The sequence below is a fragment of the Dactylosporangium sp. NPDC049742 genome, assembly GCF_040674675.1.
In the GTDB taxonomy this organism is placed as follows: Bacteria; Actinomycetota; Actinomycetes; order Mycobacteriales; family Micromonosporaceae; genus Dactylosporangium; species Dactylosporangium maewongense.
Genome location: NZ_JBFANF010000009.1, coordinates 234674 through 251408 on the forward strand (window position 1 = coordinate 234674; position 16735 = coordinate 251408).

Sequence of the window (16735 nt, forward strand, 5' to 3'; positions counted from 1 at the left end):
GCTCAGGTCCCGGTGAGATGTTCGGGCCGGACCGGGACGCGGTTGAGCGCGAGCCCGGTCGCGGCGCGGATCGCGGCGACGATCGCCGGGGTGGACGAGATCGTCGGCGGCTCGCCGATGCCGCGCAGGCCGTAGGGCGCGTCGGGGTCGCCGAGCTCGAGCACGTCGATGCGCATCGGCGGGACGTCGAGGATGGTGGGGATCAGGTAGTCGGTGAACGACGGGTTGCGGATGAGTCCGCCGGCGACCTGGATCTCCTCCATCACGGCGAGGCCGAGGCCCTGCGCGGTGCCGCCGGCGATCTGGCCGCGCACCGACTGCGGGTGCAGGGCCCGGCCGACGTCCTGCGCGGTGACGATCTCGACGACCCGCACGAGGCCGAGCTCGACGTCGACGTCGACGGTCGCGCGGTGCGCGGCGAACGCGTACTGCACGTGCGCGTCGCCCTGGCCGGTCAGCGGGTCGAGGGGCGCCGTCGGCCGGTGCCGCCACTCGACCGTCTCCTCGACGGGCGTGTCGCCGAGCACCTCGGCGAGGTCCGCGATCAGCTCCCCTTCCCCGGTGACGAGCTTGCCGCCCTGCAGGACGAAGTCGTCCCTGCCGATGCGGCGGCCGAGCTCCCGGTGGACGGCGGCGCAGGCGGCCTTGACGGCGCCGCCGGTGACGTACGTCTGCCGCGACGCCGAGCTGGAGCCGGCGCTGCCGATGGTGGTGTCGGCGGTGGCGACGGTGACCTGGTCGACGCCGAGCTCGGTGCGCACGATCTGGGCCTGGACGGTGACGAGCCCCTGGCCGACCTCGGCGGCGGCGGTGTGCACGACGGCGGCCGGCTCCCCGCCGACGACTTCGAGCCGGACGCGGGCGGTGGAGTAGTCGTCGAACCCTTCGGAGAAGCCGACGTTCTTGATGCCGACGCCGTACCCGACGCCGCGGCGGACGCCTTCGCCGTGGGTGGTGTTGGCGACGCCGCCGGGCAGCTCGCGCAGGTCGCCGCCGCGGTCCGGGGGCGGCGGCGCGGCACGGACCCGGTCGAGGAGGTCGGCGACGGGGGCGGGCCCACGCACCACCTGGCCGGTCGGCATGGTGTCGCCGGGCGCGATGGCGTTGCGGGTCCTGACGTCGACGGGGTCCATGCCGAGCGCGGCGGCGAGCTTGTCCATCTGCGACTCGTAGGCGAAGCACGCCTGCACGGCGCCGAACCCCCGCATGGCGCCGCACGGCGGGTTGTTCGTGTAGACGGCGTATCCGTCGACGAGCACGTTGTCCACTGTGTACGGTCCGATGCCCAGCGTGGTCGCGTTCGCGACGACGGCCTTGGACGTGGAGGCGTACGCGCCGCCGTCGAGCACGATGCGCGCCTTCACGTAGACGAGCCTGCCGTCGGTGTCGGCGCCGTGCTCGTACCACATGCGCGCCGGATGCCGGTGGACGTGCCCGTGGAAGGACTCCTCGCGCGAGTAGACCATCTTCACGGGGCGGCCGGTGTGCAGCGCGAGCATGCACGCGTGGACCTGCATGCTGACGTCCTCGCGGCCGCCGAACGCCCCGCCGACGCCGGCGAGGCTGAGCCGCACCTTCGAAGCCGGCAGGCCGAGGCAGTCGGCGACCTGGTCGAGGTCGCCGTGCAGCCACTGGGTGGCGATGAAGAGGTCGACGCCGCCGTCCTCGGCGGGGATCGCGAGACCCGACTCCGGGCCGAGGAACGCCTGGTCCTGCATGCCGACCTCGTACTCGCCGGTGACGACGACCGGGGCGGTGACGGACGGGTCGCCCTTGCGGATCGGCACGTGCCGCAGCAGGTTTCCCCGGTCGTGGACGGTGTCCGCGGAGTCGATGGCGGCGACCGGATCGGTGATCGGCGGGAGCGGCTCGTACTCCACGACGATCGCGGCGCACGCGCGGCGGGCGGTCTCGGGGTGGTCGGCGGCGACGATGGCGACCGGCTCGCCCGCGTAGCGGACCTGGTCGATGGCGAGGACGGGCTGGTCGCGGTCCTCGAGGCCGTACCGCTTGGCGCCCGGCACGTCGGCGGCGGTGAGCACCGCGTGCACGCCCGTGGTGGCGACGGCGCCCGTGATGTCGACGCGGACGATCCTGGCGCGCGGGTGGGGGCTGCGGAGCGTGGCGCCCCACAGCATGCGGTCGGCCCACAGGTCGGAGGAGAACGCGAACTCGCCGGTCACCTTCAGGGTGCCGTCGGGCCGCTGCGGCGAGGTGCCGATGCCCTGCTGCGTGCCCAGCGCCGCGGTCGTCATCGCGCCTCCAAGACCGTGCGAGCGCCGGCGCCCGTGCGTGGGCCGGGCGCTGGAGGTGTGGTCATCGCGCCTCCAAGACCGTGCGAGCGCCGGCACCTGTGCGTGGGCCGGGCGCTGGAGGTGTGGTCATCGCGCCTCCCGGAGCTTGCGGGCCGCCCGGGTGAGCGCCGCGGCCGCCATGGCCTCGTCCACCGTGGACAGCGCGCCGTCCTGGACGACGGCGCGGCCGCCGACGAGCAGCAGGCGCAGCGGCGCCGGCGGGCCGAACACGAGCGCGGCGACCGGGTCGTCGATGCCGGCGTGGCCGATTCCGTCGAGCCGCCACAGGGCGACGTCGGCGAGCTTGCCGACCTCCAGGGAGCCGAGCTCGTCGGCGCGGCCGAGGCAGCGGGCGCCGCCGATCGTGCCCAGCGCCAGGGACTCGCGGGCGGTGAGCGCGGCCGGCCCGCCCCGCAGGCGGGCCAGGTACAGGGCCTGGCGCAGCTCCGGGCCGAGCTGCCCGGCCTCCTGCGACGCGGCGCCGTCGACGCCGAGACCGACCGGCACCCGCGCGTCGAGCAGGTCGCGGACGGGGGCGAGGCCGGCGCCGAGCCGCCCGTTGGAGCTCGGGCAGTGCGCGACGCCGGTGCCGGTGGCGCCGAGCTTCGCGATCGCGCCGGGATCCAGGTGCACGGCGTGGGCCAGCCACACGTCGTCGCCGAGCCAGCCGAGCGACTCGGCGTGGTCGACGGGCGTGCAGCCGTGGACCTCCCGGCAGTACGCCTCCTCCTCCACGGTCTCGGCGAGGTGCGTGTGCAGCCGGACCCCTTCGGAGCGGGCCAGGTCCGCGGCCTCGCGCATGAGCCGCGGCGTGACGGAGAACGGGCTGCAGGGCGCGACCGCGATCCGCACCATCGCGCCCGGCGACGGGTCGTGGAAGCGGTCGATCGCGTCCTTGGTCGCGGCGAGGGCCGCGTCGGTGTCCTCCACGACGCTGTCCGGTGGCAGGCCGCCGTCCTTGACGGACAGGTCCATCGACCCCCGGCACGGGTGGAAGCGCAGGCCGACGGCCGCGGCCGCCTCGATCTCCGCGGCGAGGACGTCGCCGCCGTCGCGGGGGAACACGTAGTGGTGGTCGGTGCTGGTGGTGCACCCGGACAGCGCCAGCTGGGCGAGGCCGGCGGTGGCGGCGGCGTGCACGGTCCCCGCGTCGATGCGGGCCCACACCGGGTACAGCTCCTTGAGCCAGCCGAAGAGGATCTCCTGCTGGGCGTAGCCGCGGGTCGCCGACTGGTACAGGTGGTGGTGGGTGTTGACGAGCCCGGGCGTGGCGAGGCAGCCGGTGCCGTCGACCCGGGTCGCGTCCGGCGCGCCCTCGTAGCGGCCGGGACCCACGGCGACGATCCGGTCGCCCTCGACGGCGACGTGGCCGTCGGCGTGCTCGGTGCCGGCGCCGTCCACCGTGGACACCGCGCAGTGCTCGATCACGATCATGCGCCGGCCGCCAGCTTCACCGCGGCGACGATGTTCTCGTAGCCGGTGCAGCGGCACAGGTTCCCGGCGAGGGCCTCGCGGATGTCGGGGTCGCTGGGCACCGGGTTGCGCGCGAGCAGGTCGTGGACGGCGACGACGAGGCCGGGGGTACAGAATCCACATTGGACCGCGCCGGCGGTGAGGAACGCCTTCTGGACCGGGTCGAGACCGTCCGCGTCCGGCAGCCCTTCGACGGTGCGGACGTCGCGGTGCTCGGCCTGGCCGGCGGCGACGAGGCAGGCGCAGACCGGGGTCCCGTCGAGGTAGACGGTGCACGACCCGCACTCGCCCTGCTCGCAGGCGTTCTTCGCGCCGGGCAGCCCGAGGCGTTCGCGCAGCACGTACAGCAGGCTCTCCCCCGGCCAGACGTCGTCGGCCTGCCGGTCCTCCCCGTTGACGGTCAGGTTCACGCGCATCGGTGCTCCTCCCAGGCCCAGCGCAGGGTGCGGCGGCCGAGGACGGCCAGCGCGTGCCGCCGGTACGCCGCGCTGCCGCGCACGTCGTCGATCGGCCGGGCGGCGGCGCCGACGAGCTCGCCGAACCGCCGCGCGAGCGACTCCGGCAGCGGCGCGCGGTCCTCCCAGGGCAGCTCGGCGGACAGGGCCTCGGCGTCCGTGGCACGCAGCGGGGTCGGCCCGGCGGAGCCGATGCCCGTGCCGACGCTGCGCCGGGACGGGTCGAGCGCGAGGGCGAACGAGCAGACCGCGATGACCATCGCGTTGCGGGTGCCGACCTTCGCGAACTGCTGCGGCCCCTTCGCCGCCGGCACGAGGAACGCGGCGATCAGCTCGTCGGGGGCCAGGACGCTGCGTTTGGGGCCCTGGAAGAAGTCGGTGACGGCGACGGTGCGGGCGCCGCGGACCGAGGCGACCTCGACCTCGGCGCCGGCCGCGAGCAGCGGCGGGTGCGCGTCGCCGGCGGGTGAGGCGGAGCCGAGGTTGCCGCCGACGGTGCCGCGGTTGCGGATCTGGGGTGAGCCGACGGTCCTGGCCGCCATGGCCAGCCCGGGCAGGCGCGGGCCGAGCTCGTCGATGATGCGCCGGTACGTGACGCCGGCGCCGATCCGCAGCCGGTCGCCGTCGGTGGCCCAGTCGGTGAGCGCCGCGACCCGGGTCAGGTCGAGCAGCGCGGGCGGCCGGCGGCGGTCGAAGTTGAGCTCGACCATGACGTCGGTGCCGCCGGCGATCGGCACCGCGCCGGGGTGCTCGGCCTTCGCGGCCAGCGCCTCGTCCCAGGTGGACGGTCTCAGAAACTCCACGTGACCTCCTCGGCGACATCGTCGTCGCGCCTGACGGTCCCTTCGATCAGCCCGTACGGCCGGTCGGCGGCGTAGTACACCTCGTCGGGGTTGTCGAGCCCGAACGGGGCCAGGTCGACGAGGAAGTGGTGCCGGTTGGGCAGCGACAGCTTCACCTCCACGACGTCCGGGCACGCCGCCAGTACCGACGAACCCATCGCGAACAGGGTCTGCTGCAGCGCCAGGCTGTAGGTGGCGGCGAACGCCTCGACCAGCGCGGCCCGGGCAGCGCCGTGGTCCGCCGAGCCGGTGTGCCGCCAGGTGGCGTTCACGCTGGTGGCGAGGATCCGGTCGCGGGTCTCGGGCAGGGTGGTCCAGGCGTCCTTGACGAAGCCGTGGAACTCGGAGTCGGTCGTCTTGAGCAGCACCAGGTCGCGGACGCCGGACACGACCTGGGTGTGCTCCGCGTCGTGGTGGACGGTGGCGGTGCGCACCTCGCCGCCGTCGCGGCGGAACGTGTGCTTGCCGTCGACGGGCCGCCACGGGTACTGCTCGACGTGGACCCGCGCGCCGTTGATGCTCGGCTGGGAGCCGACGAAGTGCCGGGCCAGCCGCGCCGCGAATGATTCGATGTCGTCGATGCCGTGCTGGCGGGCGAACGCGTAGACGGTGTTCTTCTGCGTGTCGGTCGGCAGCACGGCGCCGTTGTCGCCGGTGAGGTGGCTGGCGGCGAGGTCGCCGCGCAGGGAGACGCTGACGTTGAGGTCCATGAGCTCGTCGCCGCCGGGCCTGCGGGCGACGCGCACGATGCGGGTCTCGGCCTTGCCGTACTGGTTGGGTCCGAGGGCGAAGGTCGGCACGGCTCAGCTCCCCCGATAGGTCGAGTACCCGTACGGGCTCAGCAGCAGCGGCACGTGGTGGTGCCGCTCGTCGGCGACCGTGAAGACGATCGTGACCTCGGGGAAGAAGTCGGACGCGAACTCCGTCCGCAGGACGAGCCGGTGCCGGCCCGCCTCGAGCGGCGCGTCCAGCCGCCATCGACCGTCCGTGTCGGTCACCCCGTCGTGCGGTCCCGAAGGAGTTTCGAGGCACACCGGTACACCGGCCACCGGAAGCCCTCTGGAGGTGTCCAGCACGTGGGTCGAGAAGCTCATGCCACGAGCCGTTCCAGGCGCAGCTCCACAATCTTGCGCAGCTCGCCCCGGACGACCCGGCGCTCGGTCTCCTCGTCGTTGCCGAGCCGGCCGCGGGCCTCGGCGAGGATCTCCGGCCCGCTCTTGCCGCTGGCGAAGATCAGGAACAGGTAGCCGAAGCGCTCCTCGTAGGCCCGGTTGGCCTCGGCGAGCTCGGCGGAACCCTGGACCTCGGACTGCTCGCGGCGTGACCAGGCGGCCTCCTCGCTGTCGCCCTCGGGGCGTTCGCCGATGCGGGGGTGGGCGGCGAGGGCGTTGGCGAGGTCCGGCCAGCTCAGCGTGTCGAACTCGGCGACGCCGGTGACGATGAGGTCGGCGGAGGTCGGGTACGGGCGGTGGCCGGCCACCCTGGCGGCCCAGCCGGGCGACGCGCAGCAGGCCAGCAGGGCCTCCTGCGCCGCGGCCGGCGGCAGATCGTTGAAGTGGGCGAGCATGGCCCCCCTCTCACTATCTCCGGCACCATACTCCGGAGATGTTTCATGTCTAGGCCTGTCCAGTATCCCCTTTTTGTCTGCCCAAGCCACGCCTTCTCCGTCGCGGTGCCGCCTGTCCGGCTGCGTGGCAGACTCGAAGAATGCAGTTGCGGCCGGAGATCGAGCTCGTCGAGGTGTCGGGCCGGTCGCTGCGCATCGTCGACGCGCACCTGATCACCGACGGCCCGATCGGGCACGACCTGCCGGACCGCGGCATCGTCCTGACCGCCGGCCCCGACGGGTACACGGCCCGCTGGTCCCGCGGCTTCGTGAACCTGCCCGGCCTGGCCCGGGCCTTCGTCGGCGGCGCCACGGGCGGGGCCCTCTTCCGGCTGCTCGGCCTGCCCGGCGCGGTGCTCGGGGCGGTCATCGCGGTCGGCCTGGCCCGCACCGCCAGGGAGCGCCCCACGACGGTGCCCGACCCGACCGTCACCGTCGTCGAGGAGGGCCCCGACCTGGTGCTGCGCTCGGCCGACCTGGCGTCGCTGGTGTTCGCCGTGATGGAGCTGACCGGCGCGACCGGCCCCGTGACCGTGAGCCCCGCGTTGCAGCAGCTCTCGCTGACCGACTCCGAGGCCGTGCGCCTCGACGACGTCGGCGGGCTCGACGAGGTCGTGGCGCAGTTCCGCGACGTGGCCGTGTCCTTCCGCCACCCCGAGGTCATGGCCCGCTGGGGCGCGACCAGGCCGCAGGGCATCCTGCTCTACGGCCCGCCCGGCACCGGCAAGACGATGCTCGCCCGCGCCCTGGCCAACGAGATCGGCGGCGAGCTGCGCGAGATCCGCACCCCGGAGATCCTCGACAAGTGGGTCGGCAACTCCGAGAAGAACATCCAGCGGATCTTCGCCGACGCCCGCCGCCTCGACCACCCGACCGTCCTGCTCTTCGACGAGTTCGACTCGATCATCAGCTACACCGGGGCCGCCTTCGACGCCGCCGGCCAGATGATCAACGCGGTGGCCGGCATCTTCAAGCAGGAGATGAACACCCTCATCGAGCACAACCCCAACGTCATCGTCGTGGCCACCACCAACTTCCCCGACCGCGTCGACGCCTCGCTGATCCGCTCGGGCCGCTTCGACCTGAAGCTCGCGGTGCCGCCGCCCGGCCCCGCCGCCCGCGCCGACATCCTCGGGAAGCTGCTGCGCCGCCTCATCGCCCGGCACGAGGTCGGCGGCTTCCGCCTCTTCGCCGACGACGTCGACGTGCCGGCTCTGGCCGCCGCGGCGACCGGACTGACCGGCGCGGACTTCAAGGAGGCCCTGCGCCGCGCCCAGCTCGACAAGGCCATGGACGAGGCGCGCCAGGGCCGGCCCCCGTCCCCGATCACCCAGGCCGACCTGCTTGCGGTGATCGCCGCTGTACGACCCACCGCCTGACCAACTGTCCGGCGTCGCCTCCGCCACTTCTCCGCGTCACGCCAAGCGACCTTGCCCGCCCCGCGGCCTCGATCGAGCGCTCCGTCCCCGCGACCAGCCTTGGCGCGGCGGCCCTTGGACTTGTTGAGTGCGGCGTCCACGCTGCCTCGTTGAGCGCGGCATCTCCGCGGCCTCTTGAGCGCGGCACCTGTCGTCAGCCGATGGCGAGGCCCAGGCCGAACAGCAGCCCGGCGCCGGCCAGCAGGCCGAAGGCGATCCAGCCCAGGCGCACCGGGTGCCTGCGGCCGAACGAACGGGCGGCCATCACGAACAGCACCCCCGGCACGCCGAACACGAGCCACATGGCACCGACGTTGAACCAGCCGCTGATGCCCTTGTCGATCGGGTCCATCAGCCCGGTGAGGATCAACGTCTTCACCGCGGTCTCGGCGAGGGGTGGATCAGCGTCGAGCCTGACGAAGTCATCGCCGCTGATCTATCCGGTGTCGCCCCGAGCGGTGCTCAGGGGTTGTGGACGAACGGCGTCGTGGTGGCGAGTTGCTGGAAGCCGAGCCGGCGGAGGATCGGGCGGCTGTCGGCGGACGCGTCGACCTGCAGGTACCGGTAGCCGGCCGCGGCGGCGAGGGCGGCGCGGTGGGCGACGAGCGCCCGGAAGACGCCACGCCCGCGCCAGTCGGCGACGGTGCCGCCGCCCCACAGGCTGGCGAAGCCGGTGCCGTCGTGGAACTCGACCCGACCGGCGCAGATGGGCCGGTCACCGGCCATGACGACGGCGGCGGCGATCTCGCCGGGACGGTCGGCGAGGCGGGCGGTGAGATCCTTGCCGATGCTCGAGTGGTCGCCGCCGAACACCTCGTCGTGGACCGCGACGACCAGGTCGGCCCCGGCGGCGTCGGTGACGGGCTCCAGCCGCGTGCCGGCGGGCAGCGTCACCTCGAGGGGAAGGCCGGCGACCTCGGCGAAGAGCAGGCCCTCGACGGGGTCGGGCTCGAACCCCGCGGCGAGGAGCCGCCCGGGCAGGTCGGCGGGGCGGTCGTGCGAGTAGTGCTTCCACTCCCACGGCTGGCCGAGCCGGCCGAACCGCTGGATCTGCGCGGCGATGACCGCGTCGGCGTCGAGGCCGTCGAGGTCGCACCAGGAGATGCCGTGCCAGCCGTCGCTGGAGGAGACGACCCGCACGATGCCGGGCTCACGCTCCACGACCGAGCCGGCGCCGGCCCCGGGCTCCTGGCGGATCTTCTCGTCGAACAGGGCTAGCACCCGCTGGGCATCCACGCCTCAAGACCACACCCTCGCCGATCCGCGTGCAAGCGGTTTGCGGCGTCAACCGGTGTAGGTGCCGATGACCTCGATCACGCCGACGAGACGCTCGTTGAGGGCGTCGACGTCCTCGGCGGGGATCCACAGCTCGAGCACGGTCCCGCCGCCCGCACGCCGGCTGACGTACCGCCGGGCGAACGCCGTCTCGACCCGGAACCGCGTCACGTGCCCGACCCCGGACGCCGGGACGTTCCATTCCCGGGCGATCTGCGTGGCGTACTCCTCGTTGAGGACCGGGTAGAAGATCGGCTGATCTGCCAGCCGCGCCGGCCAGCGCCGCCAGTCCGCCGCCTCGACGAGCCGCAGCTCCTCCGGGCCGACGGGGCGCCACAGCGTCGTCGTGCCGTCGGCGTTCTCGACCCGCCCCGCGAGCAGCTGCGCGGCCAGCCGTGCCACGTCAGGGTCGCCGCCCTGCCCGGCCGGCACGGCGGCGAGGTCGTCGACGAGGACGGCGAGCACGCGGTCGCCTTCCAGCCAGCGCAGTGCGGCGACGTCATCCGGGTCCGAGCTCTCGATGACCGCGGTGAGCGCCGCGGCGTCGAGCTCGTAGGCCGCCGATCCGGCCACGTGACCGCAGGCCGCCGCGAGCGGCGGTGGCCAGCCGGCATCGGCCCGGACGAACTCGCCGCCGACCGGGCCGATGCCGTATGCCTTCGTCACAGCGGCAAGTGTCGCATCACGCGTGCCGGCCGCGGCGCCCGGCGAGCACCGGCACGAGGCTCAGGGCGAGCCCGGCGAGCGCGACGCCGGTGACCAGGTTGACGCCGGGGTGGAACTGGGTGAAGTCGCCGGCACCCGCCCCCGCGTCCCCGCCGGTCGCGACGAGGGCGGTGACCGCCGCGAGGATGAGGGCCGCGCCGACCTGGCCGGAACTCTGCACCAGCCCGGAGGCGAGCCCCTGCTCCTCGTCGGCGATGCCGTCGGTCGCCTGCGCCATGATCGAGCTGAACCCGAACGCGAAACCGCCGCCCAGCAGCAGCATCGCCGGCAGGATCGCGACCAGGTAGTGCGGCGTGCTGCCGGCGGTGAGCAGGAACCAGCCGTAGCCCAGGCTCATCGACAGCATCGAGGCGACGATGAGGCGCGGGGTGCCGTAGCGGTCGATGAGCCGGCCGACGAAGGGCGAGCCGAACGCGACCAGCAGGCCCGCCGGCAGCAGCGCGAGCGCCATCCGCAGCGGCGACCAGTGCAGGACGCTCTGCAGGTACAGCGTCATCATGAACTGGAAGCTCAGGTAGGACCCGAAGAGCGCCACCATGCTCACGTTGGCGCGCACGATCGAGCCGACCCGCAGGATGCCGAGGCGGATGAGCGGGTGCGCGACCCGCCGCTCGATGAGCACGAACCCGGCCAGCAGCGCGACGGCCACGACGGCGGAGGCGAGCGTCACCGGGTCGAGCCAGCCGCGGTCGGGTGCGGACACGACGGTGTAGACCGCCAGGAGCATGCCGCCGACGAGGGTGGCCGCGCCCGCAAGGTCGTGCCCGCCGCCAGCGGCCGGCTCATCCCTGGGGATGAGGAAGTGACCCGCGACCAGCGCGGCGATGGCGAGCGGCACCGGGATGAGGAACGTCCACCGCCAGCCGACGCTGGTCAGCAGCCCGCCGAGGATCAGCCCGGAGCTGTACCCGCTGGCGCCGAAGACCGAGAAGACCGACAGCGCGCGGTTGCGGGCCGGCCCCTCGTGGAACGTGGTGGTGAGGATCGACAGGGCGGTCGGCGCGGTGAACGCGGCGGCGAGGCCCTTCACGAAGCGGGTGGCGATGAGCAGCGTGCCGTCGTCGACGAGGCCGCCGACGAGGGACGCGACCGCGAAGACGCCGAGCGCGGCGAGGAACACGCGACGCCGTCCGAGCAGGTCGGCGGTCCGCCCGCCGAGCAGGAGCAGGCCGCCGTAGCCGAGGACGTACCCGTTGACGATCCATTGCAGCGAGGTGGTCGACAGGCCGAGCTCGGCGCCGATGGACGGCAGCGCGACGCCCACCATCGACACGTCGAGGGCGTCGAGGAACAGCACGGCGCAGAGCACCGCGAGGATTCCCCAGAGCCGCGGGGTCATCGTCGCGTGGGGCTCCGGCGCGATGGTCGTGCCTGGGGCCGGGAGTGTCGTAGTCACGGCACGGACACTAGATGCATGCGCATTCAATGTCTACGCACTAGTTGCGGCTGCATTTAATGTGGGTGCATTTGGATGTGGTACCGGAGTAGGATGCGCGGCATGACGTCGCAGGCTGCGCTGATCGAGCACTGGCGCTCGCTGCTGACCAGCTACAACGAGGTCGCGAGCCATCTGGAGCGCGCCCTGTCGGAGACGCACGGGCTGAGCATGAGCGAGTTCGAGATCCTCGACCGGCTCGTCGCGCAGCAGTGTGAGAAGCGCCGCATGCAGGACCTCGCCGCCGACATGTACCTCAGCCAGAGCGCCCTGTCACGGGCGGTCGCACGGCTGGAGAAGAGCGGCCTGGTGTCGCGCGCGCTGTGCGAGGCCGACCGGCGGGGCGTCTTCGTGACGCTCACCAGCGAGGGCCTGCGGCGGCACACCGCCGCCCGGGAGACCCACCTGACGGTGCTCGCAAGCCACTTGCAGGTCGGCGGTCAGGACACCCGACGGTAGTAGGAGTCGACCGCCGGCTGGCCGGTGTAGTTGGCACCCGCCTTGTCGTCGGCCCCGAGGTACTCGTACGGCAGCGCGACGTCACCACGGTCGTCCCGGCCGATCCTGCGGCGGCGGCCGTCGTAGTTGAACCCCGCGTCCCGCAGGTGCGTGGCGAGCCGCCGCCCGGCGGGCCGGCCGTCCTCGAGCCGCACGCTGTCCAGGTCGATGTCCGCGACGAGCCGGCCACCGCCGGTCAGCCAGCCCGCCGCCTTCGCCAGGAGGCCGAGCTTGTCGCCCACGTAGTGCAGGCCGTGCACGCTGGTGATGAGGTCGTACCGCCGGTCCGGCTTCCAGTCGGCCACCGACGCGGTGGTCAGCCGCAGCCACGGCACGTCCGGCGCCGGGTCGAACATGTCGACCAGGTCCACCCCGTGGACGAGGACCCGCTCCCCGACACCGGCGGCGTCCAGCCTGGCGGCCGCCTCGACCAGCGCCCGTCCCGTGCCGCAGCACAGGTCGAGCCACGCGACGGTGTCCGCGGTCCCGGTGACCGACACCAGCGGCAGCAGCGCCTCGACCGGGTTGAACCCCAGCTCGCGGTCATAGCTGTCGACCCCGGCGAGCCCGCGCCCGCGGTTCATCGCGGAGTTGGCCACCACTGACGAGCCGGCGAGCGTGTCGTCATCGAGCAGGGTCACCGGACCATGATCGCAACCATCCCCCACGAAGCCAACACCGCGCCGCCCTTCCCCCACCCTCGCCCGCCGTTCCGTCCCGTTCTCTGGGATGACTCCCCCGCCGCACCACCGCAACCCGCGTGCGGAGATCGACATTCGTGGCGTACACCCGAATCGGCGCCGTCCTGCGATGTGGGACCTGGCGGCAAGCCACCGCCCAGGAGCGAGCCCGCCGACCGACCCCCGGCGGAGGCGGTCCGCCCGCGCCGCGGCCGCCGGCGCCGCTGACTGTGAGCGGCGCCGGCGGAGGTGTGGCCGGGTGGGTCAGCGGCGGCCGCCGTGGTCGTCGCCCACGTCGTGGCCCGCGCCGTCGTCCGAACCGTGGCCGCCGCCGCCGTGGTCGTCGCCGACGTCGTGGCCCGGGCCGTCGTCCGAGCCGCCGCCGCGGTGGCCGCTGCCCGAGCCGCTGTTCCCGGAGCCGCCGCCCGAGTTGCCGGAGCCGCTGGTGCGGTTGCCGCCGTGGTCGTCGGCGGACGGGGAGGCCGAGGCGGACGGGTGGTGGCCGTGGTCGTCCATCGACGCCGACGGGGAGGCGGTCGGGTCGTCGCTGGACATCGACGGGGACGGCGAGGCGCTGTCGTCGGTCGACGGCGACGCCGACACCCGGGCGGGACGGCCGTCGTTCGACGGGCCTGACGCGGCCAGGGCCGTGCCACCGATGGCGAGGGCCGCCGTGACGGTCGCGGTGATGATGATGAGCTTGCGCATGTCGTGCACCTCCGTGGTTGTGCTGTGCTTGCACTGACCACGGTGCCGGGCGCGGCGATAGCGGGGGCCTGTGGCAACCCTAAGGTTCGGTTAACGCGCTCAGCGTCACCGTGACCCGTGCGCCGCCGAGGGGTGAGCGGTCGACGGTGAGGGTTCCGCCGGCGGTTTCCGCGGTACGGCGGGCGATGTCCAGACCGAGACCGGTGGACCCCGCGTTGCTGACGCCGCGGGCGCCCGCGGACGGGTCGAAGCCGGCGCCGGCGTCCTGGACGGTGAGGACACGGTGGGCGTCCAGCGTGACCGCGAGGGCCACCCCCTCCTCCGTGTGGGCGAAGACGTTGCCCAGCAAGGCGTCGACGCACGCCGCCAGCTCCGTGGCGGAGACCGCGACGGGCAGCGGGCCGGCCGGCAGGTCCGTCTCGACCGGGCGGCCCTGGTCCTCGGCGAGCACGGTCCAGAAGCGGACCCGTTCGGCGACGACCGCGGTCGCGTCGCAGGACGGCACGTCACGCTCGCGGCGGGCGTCCTCGATGACGGTGGTGACGGCCCGGTCCAGGGCGGCCACGTGGGCGAGGATGCGGTCGGCGTCGGCGGGGTCGCGCAGCCCTTCGGCGTCCAGCCGCAGGGCGGTCATCGGGGTCCGCATGCGGTGCGAGAGGTCCGCGACGCGCTCGCGTTCGGACTGCAGGAGGTGGCGGATGCGGGCGGCGAGGTGGTTGAGGGCGGCGGCGACCGCGCGGACCTCCGGCGGCCCCGACGACGCCGGCGCCCGGCGGTCGAGGTCGCCGCCGGCGAGCGCGTCGGAAACCGAGGCCAGGGAACGGATCGGGCGCACGACCATGACGGCGAGGCGGTCCGCGACGGCGACGCCGACGGCGAGCAGGCCGGCGCCGAGCAGCGCGAGGACCAGCCACGCGCGGGTCACGCCCTGGCGCAGCTCGCCCAGCGGCACGAACACCCGGATGACCGCGGTGCCCTGCGGAAGCCCCTGGACGGCGACGAGGACCTCGCGACCGGCGGCGTGCTCGACGGAGAAGCTGCCGGTCCGGGCGGCGAGCCGCACCGCCGGGGTCCGGTCGGTGAACGGGCCCACGACGGCGCCGTCCGGCTGGTACACGCTGACGGGGCGCGATGGGTCGACGTTGAGCTGCTCGACGGCGAGGCGCAGCGACTGCGGGTCGGCGGTGGCCACGAGGATGCCCAGGGACTGCGCCTGCGTCATGGCGACCGAGACGGCCCGGTCGGCGGCGACGCCGCGCAGCAGCAGCGCGAGCGGGACCAGGAACGCGAGCAGCACCAGCGTCATCGCGGCCGCGACGAGCAGCGCCAGGCGCCACCTCACCGCTGCAGCCCGTACTTGACGCCGACGCGGCGGACGGTGTGCAGGCGGCGCGGCTCCTGGGCGGTCTCCCCCAGCTTGCGGCGCAGCCACGACAGGTGGACGTCGACGGTCTTGTCGGCCGTCGTGTACGGCACCTGCCACACCTCGGTGAGCAGCTCGCGTTTGCCGACGACCTCGCCGGCGCGGGTCATCAGGTGGTACAGCAGGTCGAACTCGCGCGGGGTGAGGTCCAGCGGCGCGCCGTCGAGCGTCGCGGTCCTGGCCCGCGGGTCGATGCGCACCCCGTCGACGTCGAGCGCGGGATCCCGTTCGGGTGCGGACGGTCCGCCGTCGGCGCGGCGCAGCACGGCGCGGATCCGGGCGTCGATCTGTTCGGCCCCGTACGGCTTCACGACGTAGTCGTCGGCGCCGGCGTCCAGGGCGCGGACCATCTCGCCCTCGGTGCGCCTGGCGGTGACCACGATGATCGGCACGCGGCTCACCGCCCGGAGCATCCGCAGCACCTCCCGGCCGTCGAGGTCGGGCAGGCCGAGGTCCAGCAGGACGACGTCCGGCGCCTCCGCGACGGCGAGCTTGAGCCCGTCCATCGCGGTCGCGGCGGGCACGACGACGTGCCCCCGCTCGGTCAGCGCGCGCACGACGCCGCTGCGGATGGTCCCGTCGTCCTCCACGAGCAGCACCTTCGCCATAGCCAGAGGTTAACCATGCCTTAGCCATCGGCGGTGGATAGTGGTGTGCATGTGGACGACGTTGCACCGCCGGTGGGCCCTCGCGGGCGGCGCGTGGCTGGCGACCGTGGCCGTTGCGACCGCCGTGGCGACCGGCGCCGTCGGGTCGATGCGGCAGGGCATCTTCGGCACGTCGGACGCCCCGTACAGCGAGGCCAAGGTCGACGCGCTGCTGGCCGGCGCCACAACGGGCCCGGCCGCGTCACCGGCCACCCCACCGGTCACGCCGGACGGGACCCCGGGTCAGTCGGCGGGCCCGACCGCGGCCGAGGGCGGTGTCGTTCGGGCCCTGACGACCTCGGCCGGGACGATCGTCGCGGTGTGCGACGTGGGCCTGGTCACACTGCGGTCGTGGACACCCAACTCGGGCTTCGAGACCGACCACGTGCAGCGGGGCCCGGCGGCGGTCGCGTCGCTGCGGTTCAAGGCGCGCAGCGGCGGCAACGACGTGCGCGCCGAGGTGACCTGCGCCGGCACCGAACCCCACCTCACCGTCGCCGGCGACGACTGACCCCTTCACGGCCTCGGCACCTGTACCGCGCAACGACGGCCTGACCTTGCGGTGGCTGGCCCTCGTGCGGCACTGAACGCCCCTCGCCACGACGACGGTCTGGACCAACCGGCGCAGCGACCGCAAGCCTGATGCAACGCCGACCAACGCCCATGCGACGGCCGCGAGCCCGCCACGACGATCATCTCGACCAACTGGCGCAGCGGCTGCAAGGCTGATGCAACCACAACCGACACCGGTGCGACGGCGGCGAGCCCGCCACGACGATCATCTCGACCCACCGGCGCAGCGGCTGCAAGGCTGATGCAACGACGACCGACGCCCGTACGACGGCCGCAAGTCCGACACGACGATCATCTCGACCCACCGGCGCAGCGACCGCAAGCCCGGTGCAACGACGGCCATGCGGCGGATGAGCGGCCGGCACGACGAGGACCGGCGTCCATGCGGCGAAACGGGTCAGGGATCGCAACGCCTCAGCGAGGACGCGGGCCCGCGAGGTGACCGAGCCGTCGACGACCCAACGGCCATGCGGCGAACACACGGCCTGCGCGGCAAGGACCGGGGTCCACGCGGCGAAACGAGCGCGGAACGAGTCAGGCTCGCAGCGCCTCGGCGAGGCGAGGGCGCGGGCACGGGCGCAGCACGGGCGAGGGCGCGGGCGGTGGCTCCAGCTGATCTTGCTGACTTAGTTGCATCATCTCTGCCCTGAAGATGCATCGACGGTGGTGCACTGCATCATCG

18 protein-coding genes are annotated in these 16735 nt (G+C 73.8%); 3 read left to right on the forward strand and 15 right to left on the reverse strand.

Features of this window, described 5'->3' with window-relative positions; genetic code table 11:
- Positions 1–2: 2 nt before the first annotated feature.
- From pucD to uraD, 7 genes are all read right to left on the reverse strand, one after another.
- The gene (gene pucD, locus AB0J72_RS15115; protein WP_363398924.1) at positions 3–2255 is read right to left on the reverse strand and encodes a xanthine dehydrogenase subunit D; all 2253 of its coding nucleotides are present in this window, start codon (positions 2253–2255) and stop codon (positions 3–5) included.
- A gap of 126 nt (positions 2256–2381) precedes the next feature.
- Positions 2382–3728, reverse strand: a complete 1347-nt coding sequence (locus AB0J72_RS15120; protein ID WP_363398926.1) for an 8-oxoguanine deaminase — start codon at positions 3726–3728, stop codon at positions 2382–2384.
- A complete protein-coding gene (locus AB0J72_RS15125) occupies positions 3725–4183 on the reverse strand; it encodes a (2Fe-2S)-binding protein (protein WP_363398927.1) in 459 nt (152 codons plus the stop codon). Before AB0J72_RS15125 ends, AB0J72_RS15120 begins: the two co-directional genes overlap by 4 nt.
- On the reverse strand, positions 4174–5025 hold the full coding sequence (locus tag AB0J72_RS15130; RefSeq protein WP_363398929.1) for a xanthine dehydrogenase family protein subunit M: 852 nt from the start codon (positions 5023–5025) through the stop codon (positions 4174–4176). Before AB0J72_RS15130 ends, AB0J72_RS15125 begins: the two co-directional genes overlap by 10 nt.
- Positions 5013–5864, reverse strand: a complete 852-nt coding sequence (pucL, locus tag AB0J72_RS15135; protein ID WP_363398931.1) for a factor-independent urate hydroxylase — start codon at positions 5862–5864, stop codon at positions 5013–5015. Before pucL ends, AB0J72_RS15130 begins: the two co-directional genes overlap by 13 nt.
- A 3-nt stretch (positions 5865–5867) precedes the next feature.
- Positions 5868–6158, reverse strand: coding sequence for a hydroxyisourate hydrolase (locus AB0J72_RS15140; protein ID WP_363398933.1), 291 nt, complete (start codon positions 6156–6158; stop codon positions 5868–5870).
- Positions 6155–6631 (reverse strand): 2-oxo-4-hydroxy-4-carboxy-5-ureidoimidazoline decarboxylase, encoded by a 477-nt coding sequence (gene uraD / locus AB0J72_RS15145; RefSeq protein WP_363398935.1) that lies wholly within the window; start codon positions 6629–6631, stop codon positions 6155–6157. Before uraD ends, AB0J72_RS15140 begins: the two co-directional genes overlap by 4 nt.
- A gap of 140 nt (positions 6632–6771) precedes the next feature.
- Between uraD and AB0J72_RS15150 the strand changes: the two genes are divergently transcribed.
- The gene (locus AB0J72_RS15150) at positions 6772–8049 is read left to right on the forward strand and encodes an ATP-binding protein (RefSeq protein ID WP_363398937.1); all 1278 of its coding nucleotides are present in this window, start codon (positions 6772–6774) and stop codon (positions 8047–8049) included.
- A gap of 193 nt (positions 8050–8242) precedes the next feature.
- Here the strand turns inward: AB0J72_RS15150 and AB0J72_RS15155 are convergent, their stop codons facing one another.
- The 4 genes from AB0J72_RS15155 to AB0J72_RS15170 form a co-directional block, all read right to left on the reverse strand.
- Positions 8243–8467 carry a hypothetical protein gene (locus tag AB0J72_RS15155; RefSeq protein ID WP_363398939.1) on the reverse strand — a complete coding sequence of 75 codons (225 nt, stop codon included), beginning with the start codon at positions 8465–8467 and terminating at the stop codon, positions 8243–8245.
- Positions 8468–8550: 83 nt separating this feature from the next.
- Positions 8551–9324, reverse strand: a complete 774-nt coding sequence (locus AB0J72_RS15160; RefSeq protein ID WP_363398941.1) for a GNAT family N-acetyltransferase — start codon at positions 9322–9324, stop codon at positions 8551–8553.
- Between the two features lie 48 nt (positions 9325–9372).
- A complete protein-coding gene (locus AB0J72_RS15165) occupies positions 9373–9744 on the reverse strand; it encodes a hypothetical protein (protein ID WP_363398973.1) in 372 nt (123 codons plus the stop codon).
- A 301-nt stretch (positions 9745–10045) separates the two neighbouring features.
- Positions 10046–11485, reverse strand: a complete 1440-nt coding sequence (locus AB0J72_RS15170; protein ID WP_363398943.1) for an MFS transporter — start codon at positions 11483–11485, stop codon at positions 10046–10048.
- Between the two features lie 102 nt (positions 11486–11587).
- Here AB0J72_RS15170 and AB0J72_RS15175 point away from each other — a divergent pair, with 102 nt between their 5' ends.
- On the forward strand, positions 11588–11983 hold the full coding sequence (locus tag AB0J72_RS15175; RefSeq protein WP_363398945.1) for a MarR family transcriptional regulator: 396 nt from the start codon (positions 11588–11590) through the stop codon (positions 11981–11983).
- Here AB0J72_RS15175 and AB0J72_RS15180 read toward each other — a convergent pair.
- The 4 genes from AB0J72_RS15180 to AB0J72_RS15195 form a co-directional block, all read right to left on the reverse strand.
- Positions 11965–12663: a methyltransferase domain-containing protein gene (locus tag AB0J72_RS15180; RefSeq protein ID WP_363398947.1), complete on the reverse strand. Its 699-nt coding sequence runs from the start codon at positions 12661–12663 to the stop codon at positions 11965–11967. The genes AB0J72_RS15175 and AB0J72_RS15180 overlap by 19 nt on opposite strands.
- A 303-nt stretch (positions 12664–12966) precedes the next feature.
- Entirely contained in the window at positions 12967–13410 is a 444-nt protein-coding gene (locus AB0J72_RS15185; RefSeq protein ID WP_363398949.1) for a hypothetical protein, read from the reverse strand.
- A 79-nt stretch (positions 13411–13489) separates the two neighbouring features.
- Positions 13490–14752: a HAMP domain-containing sensor histidine kinase gene (locus AB0J72_RS15190; protein WP_363398951.1), complete on the reverse strand. Its 1263-nt coding sequence runs from the start codon at positions 14750–14752 to the stop codon at positions 13490–13492.
- A complete protein-coding gene (locus AB0J72_RS15195) occupies positions 14749–15441 on the reverse strand; it encodes a response regulator transcription factor (RefSeq protein ID WP_363398953.1) in 693 nt (230 codons plus the stop codon). Before AB0J72_RS15195 ends, AB0J72_RS15190 begins: the two co-directional genes overlap by 4 nt.
- 49 nt (positions 15442–15490) lie before the next feature.
- On the opposite strand from AB0J72_RS15195, the gene AB0J72_RS15200 reads away from it, so the two are divergent.
- The gene (locus AB0J72_RS15200) at positions 15491–15991 is read left to right on the forward strand and encodes a hypothetical protein (protein WP_363398955.1); all 501 of its coding nucleotides are present in this window, start codon (positions 15491–15493) and stop codon (positions 15989–15991) included.
- The last annotated feature ends 744 nt before the right edge of the window (positions 15992–16735 follow it).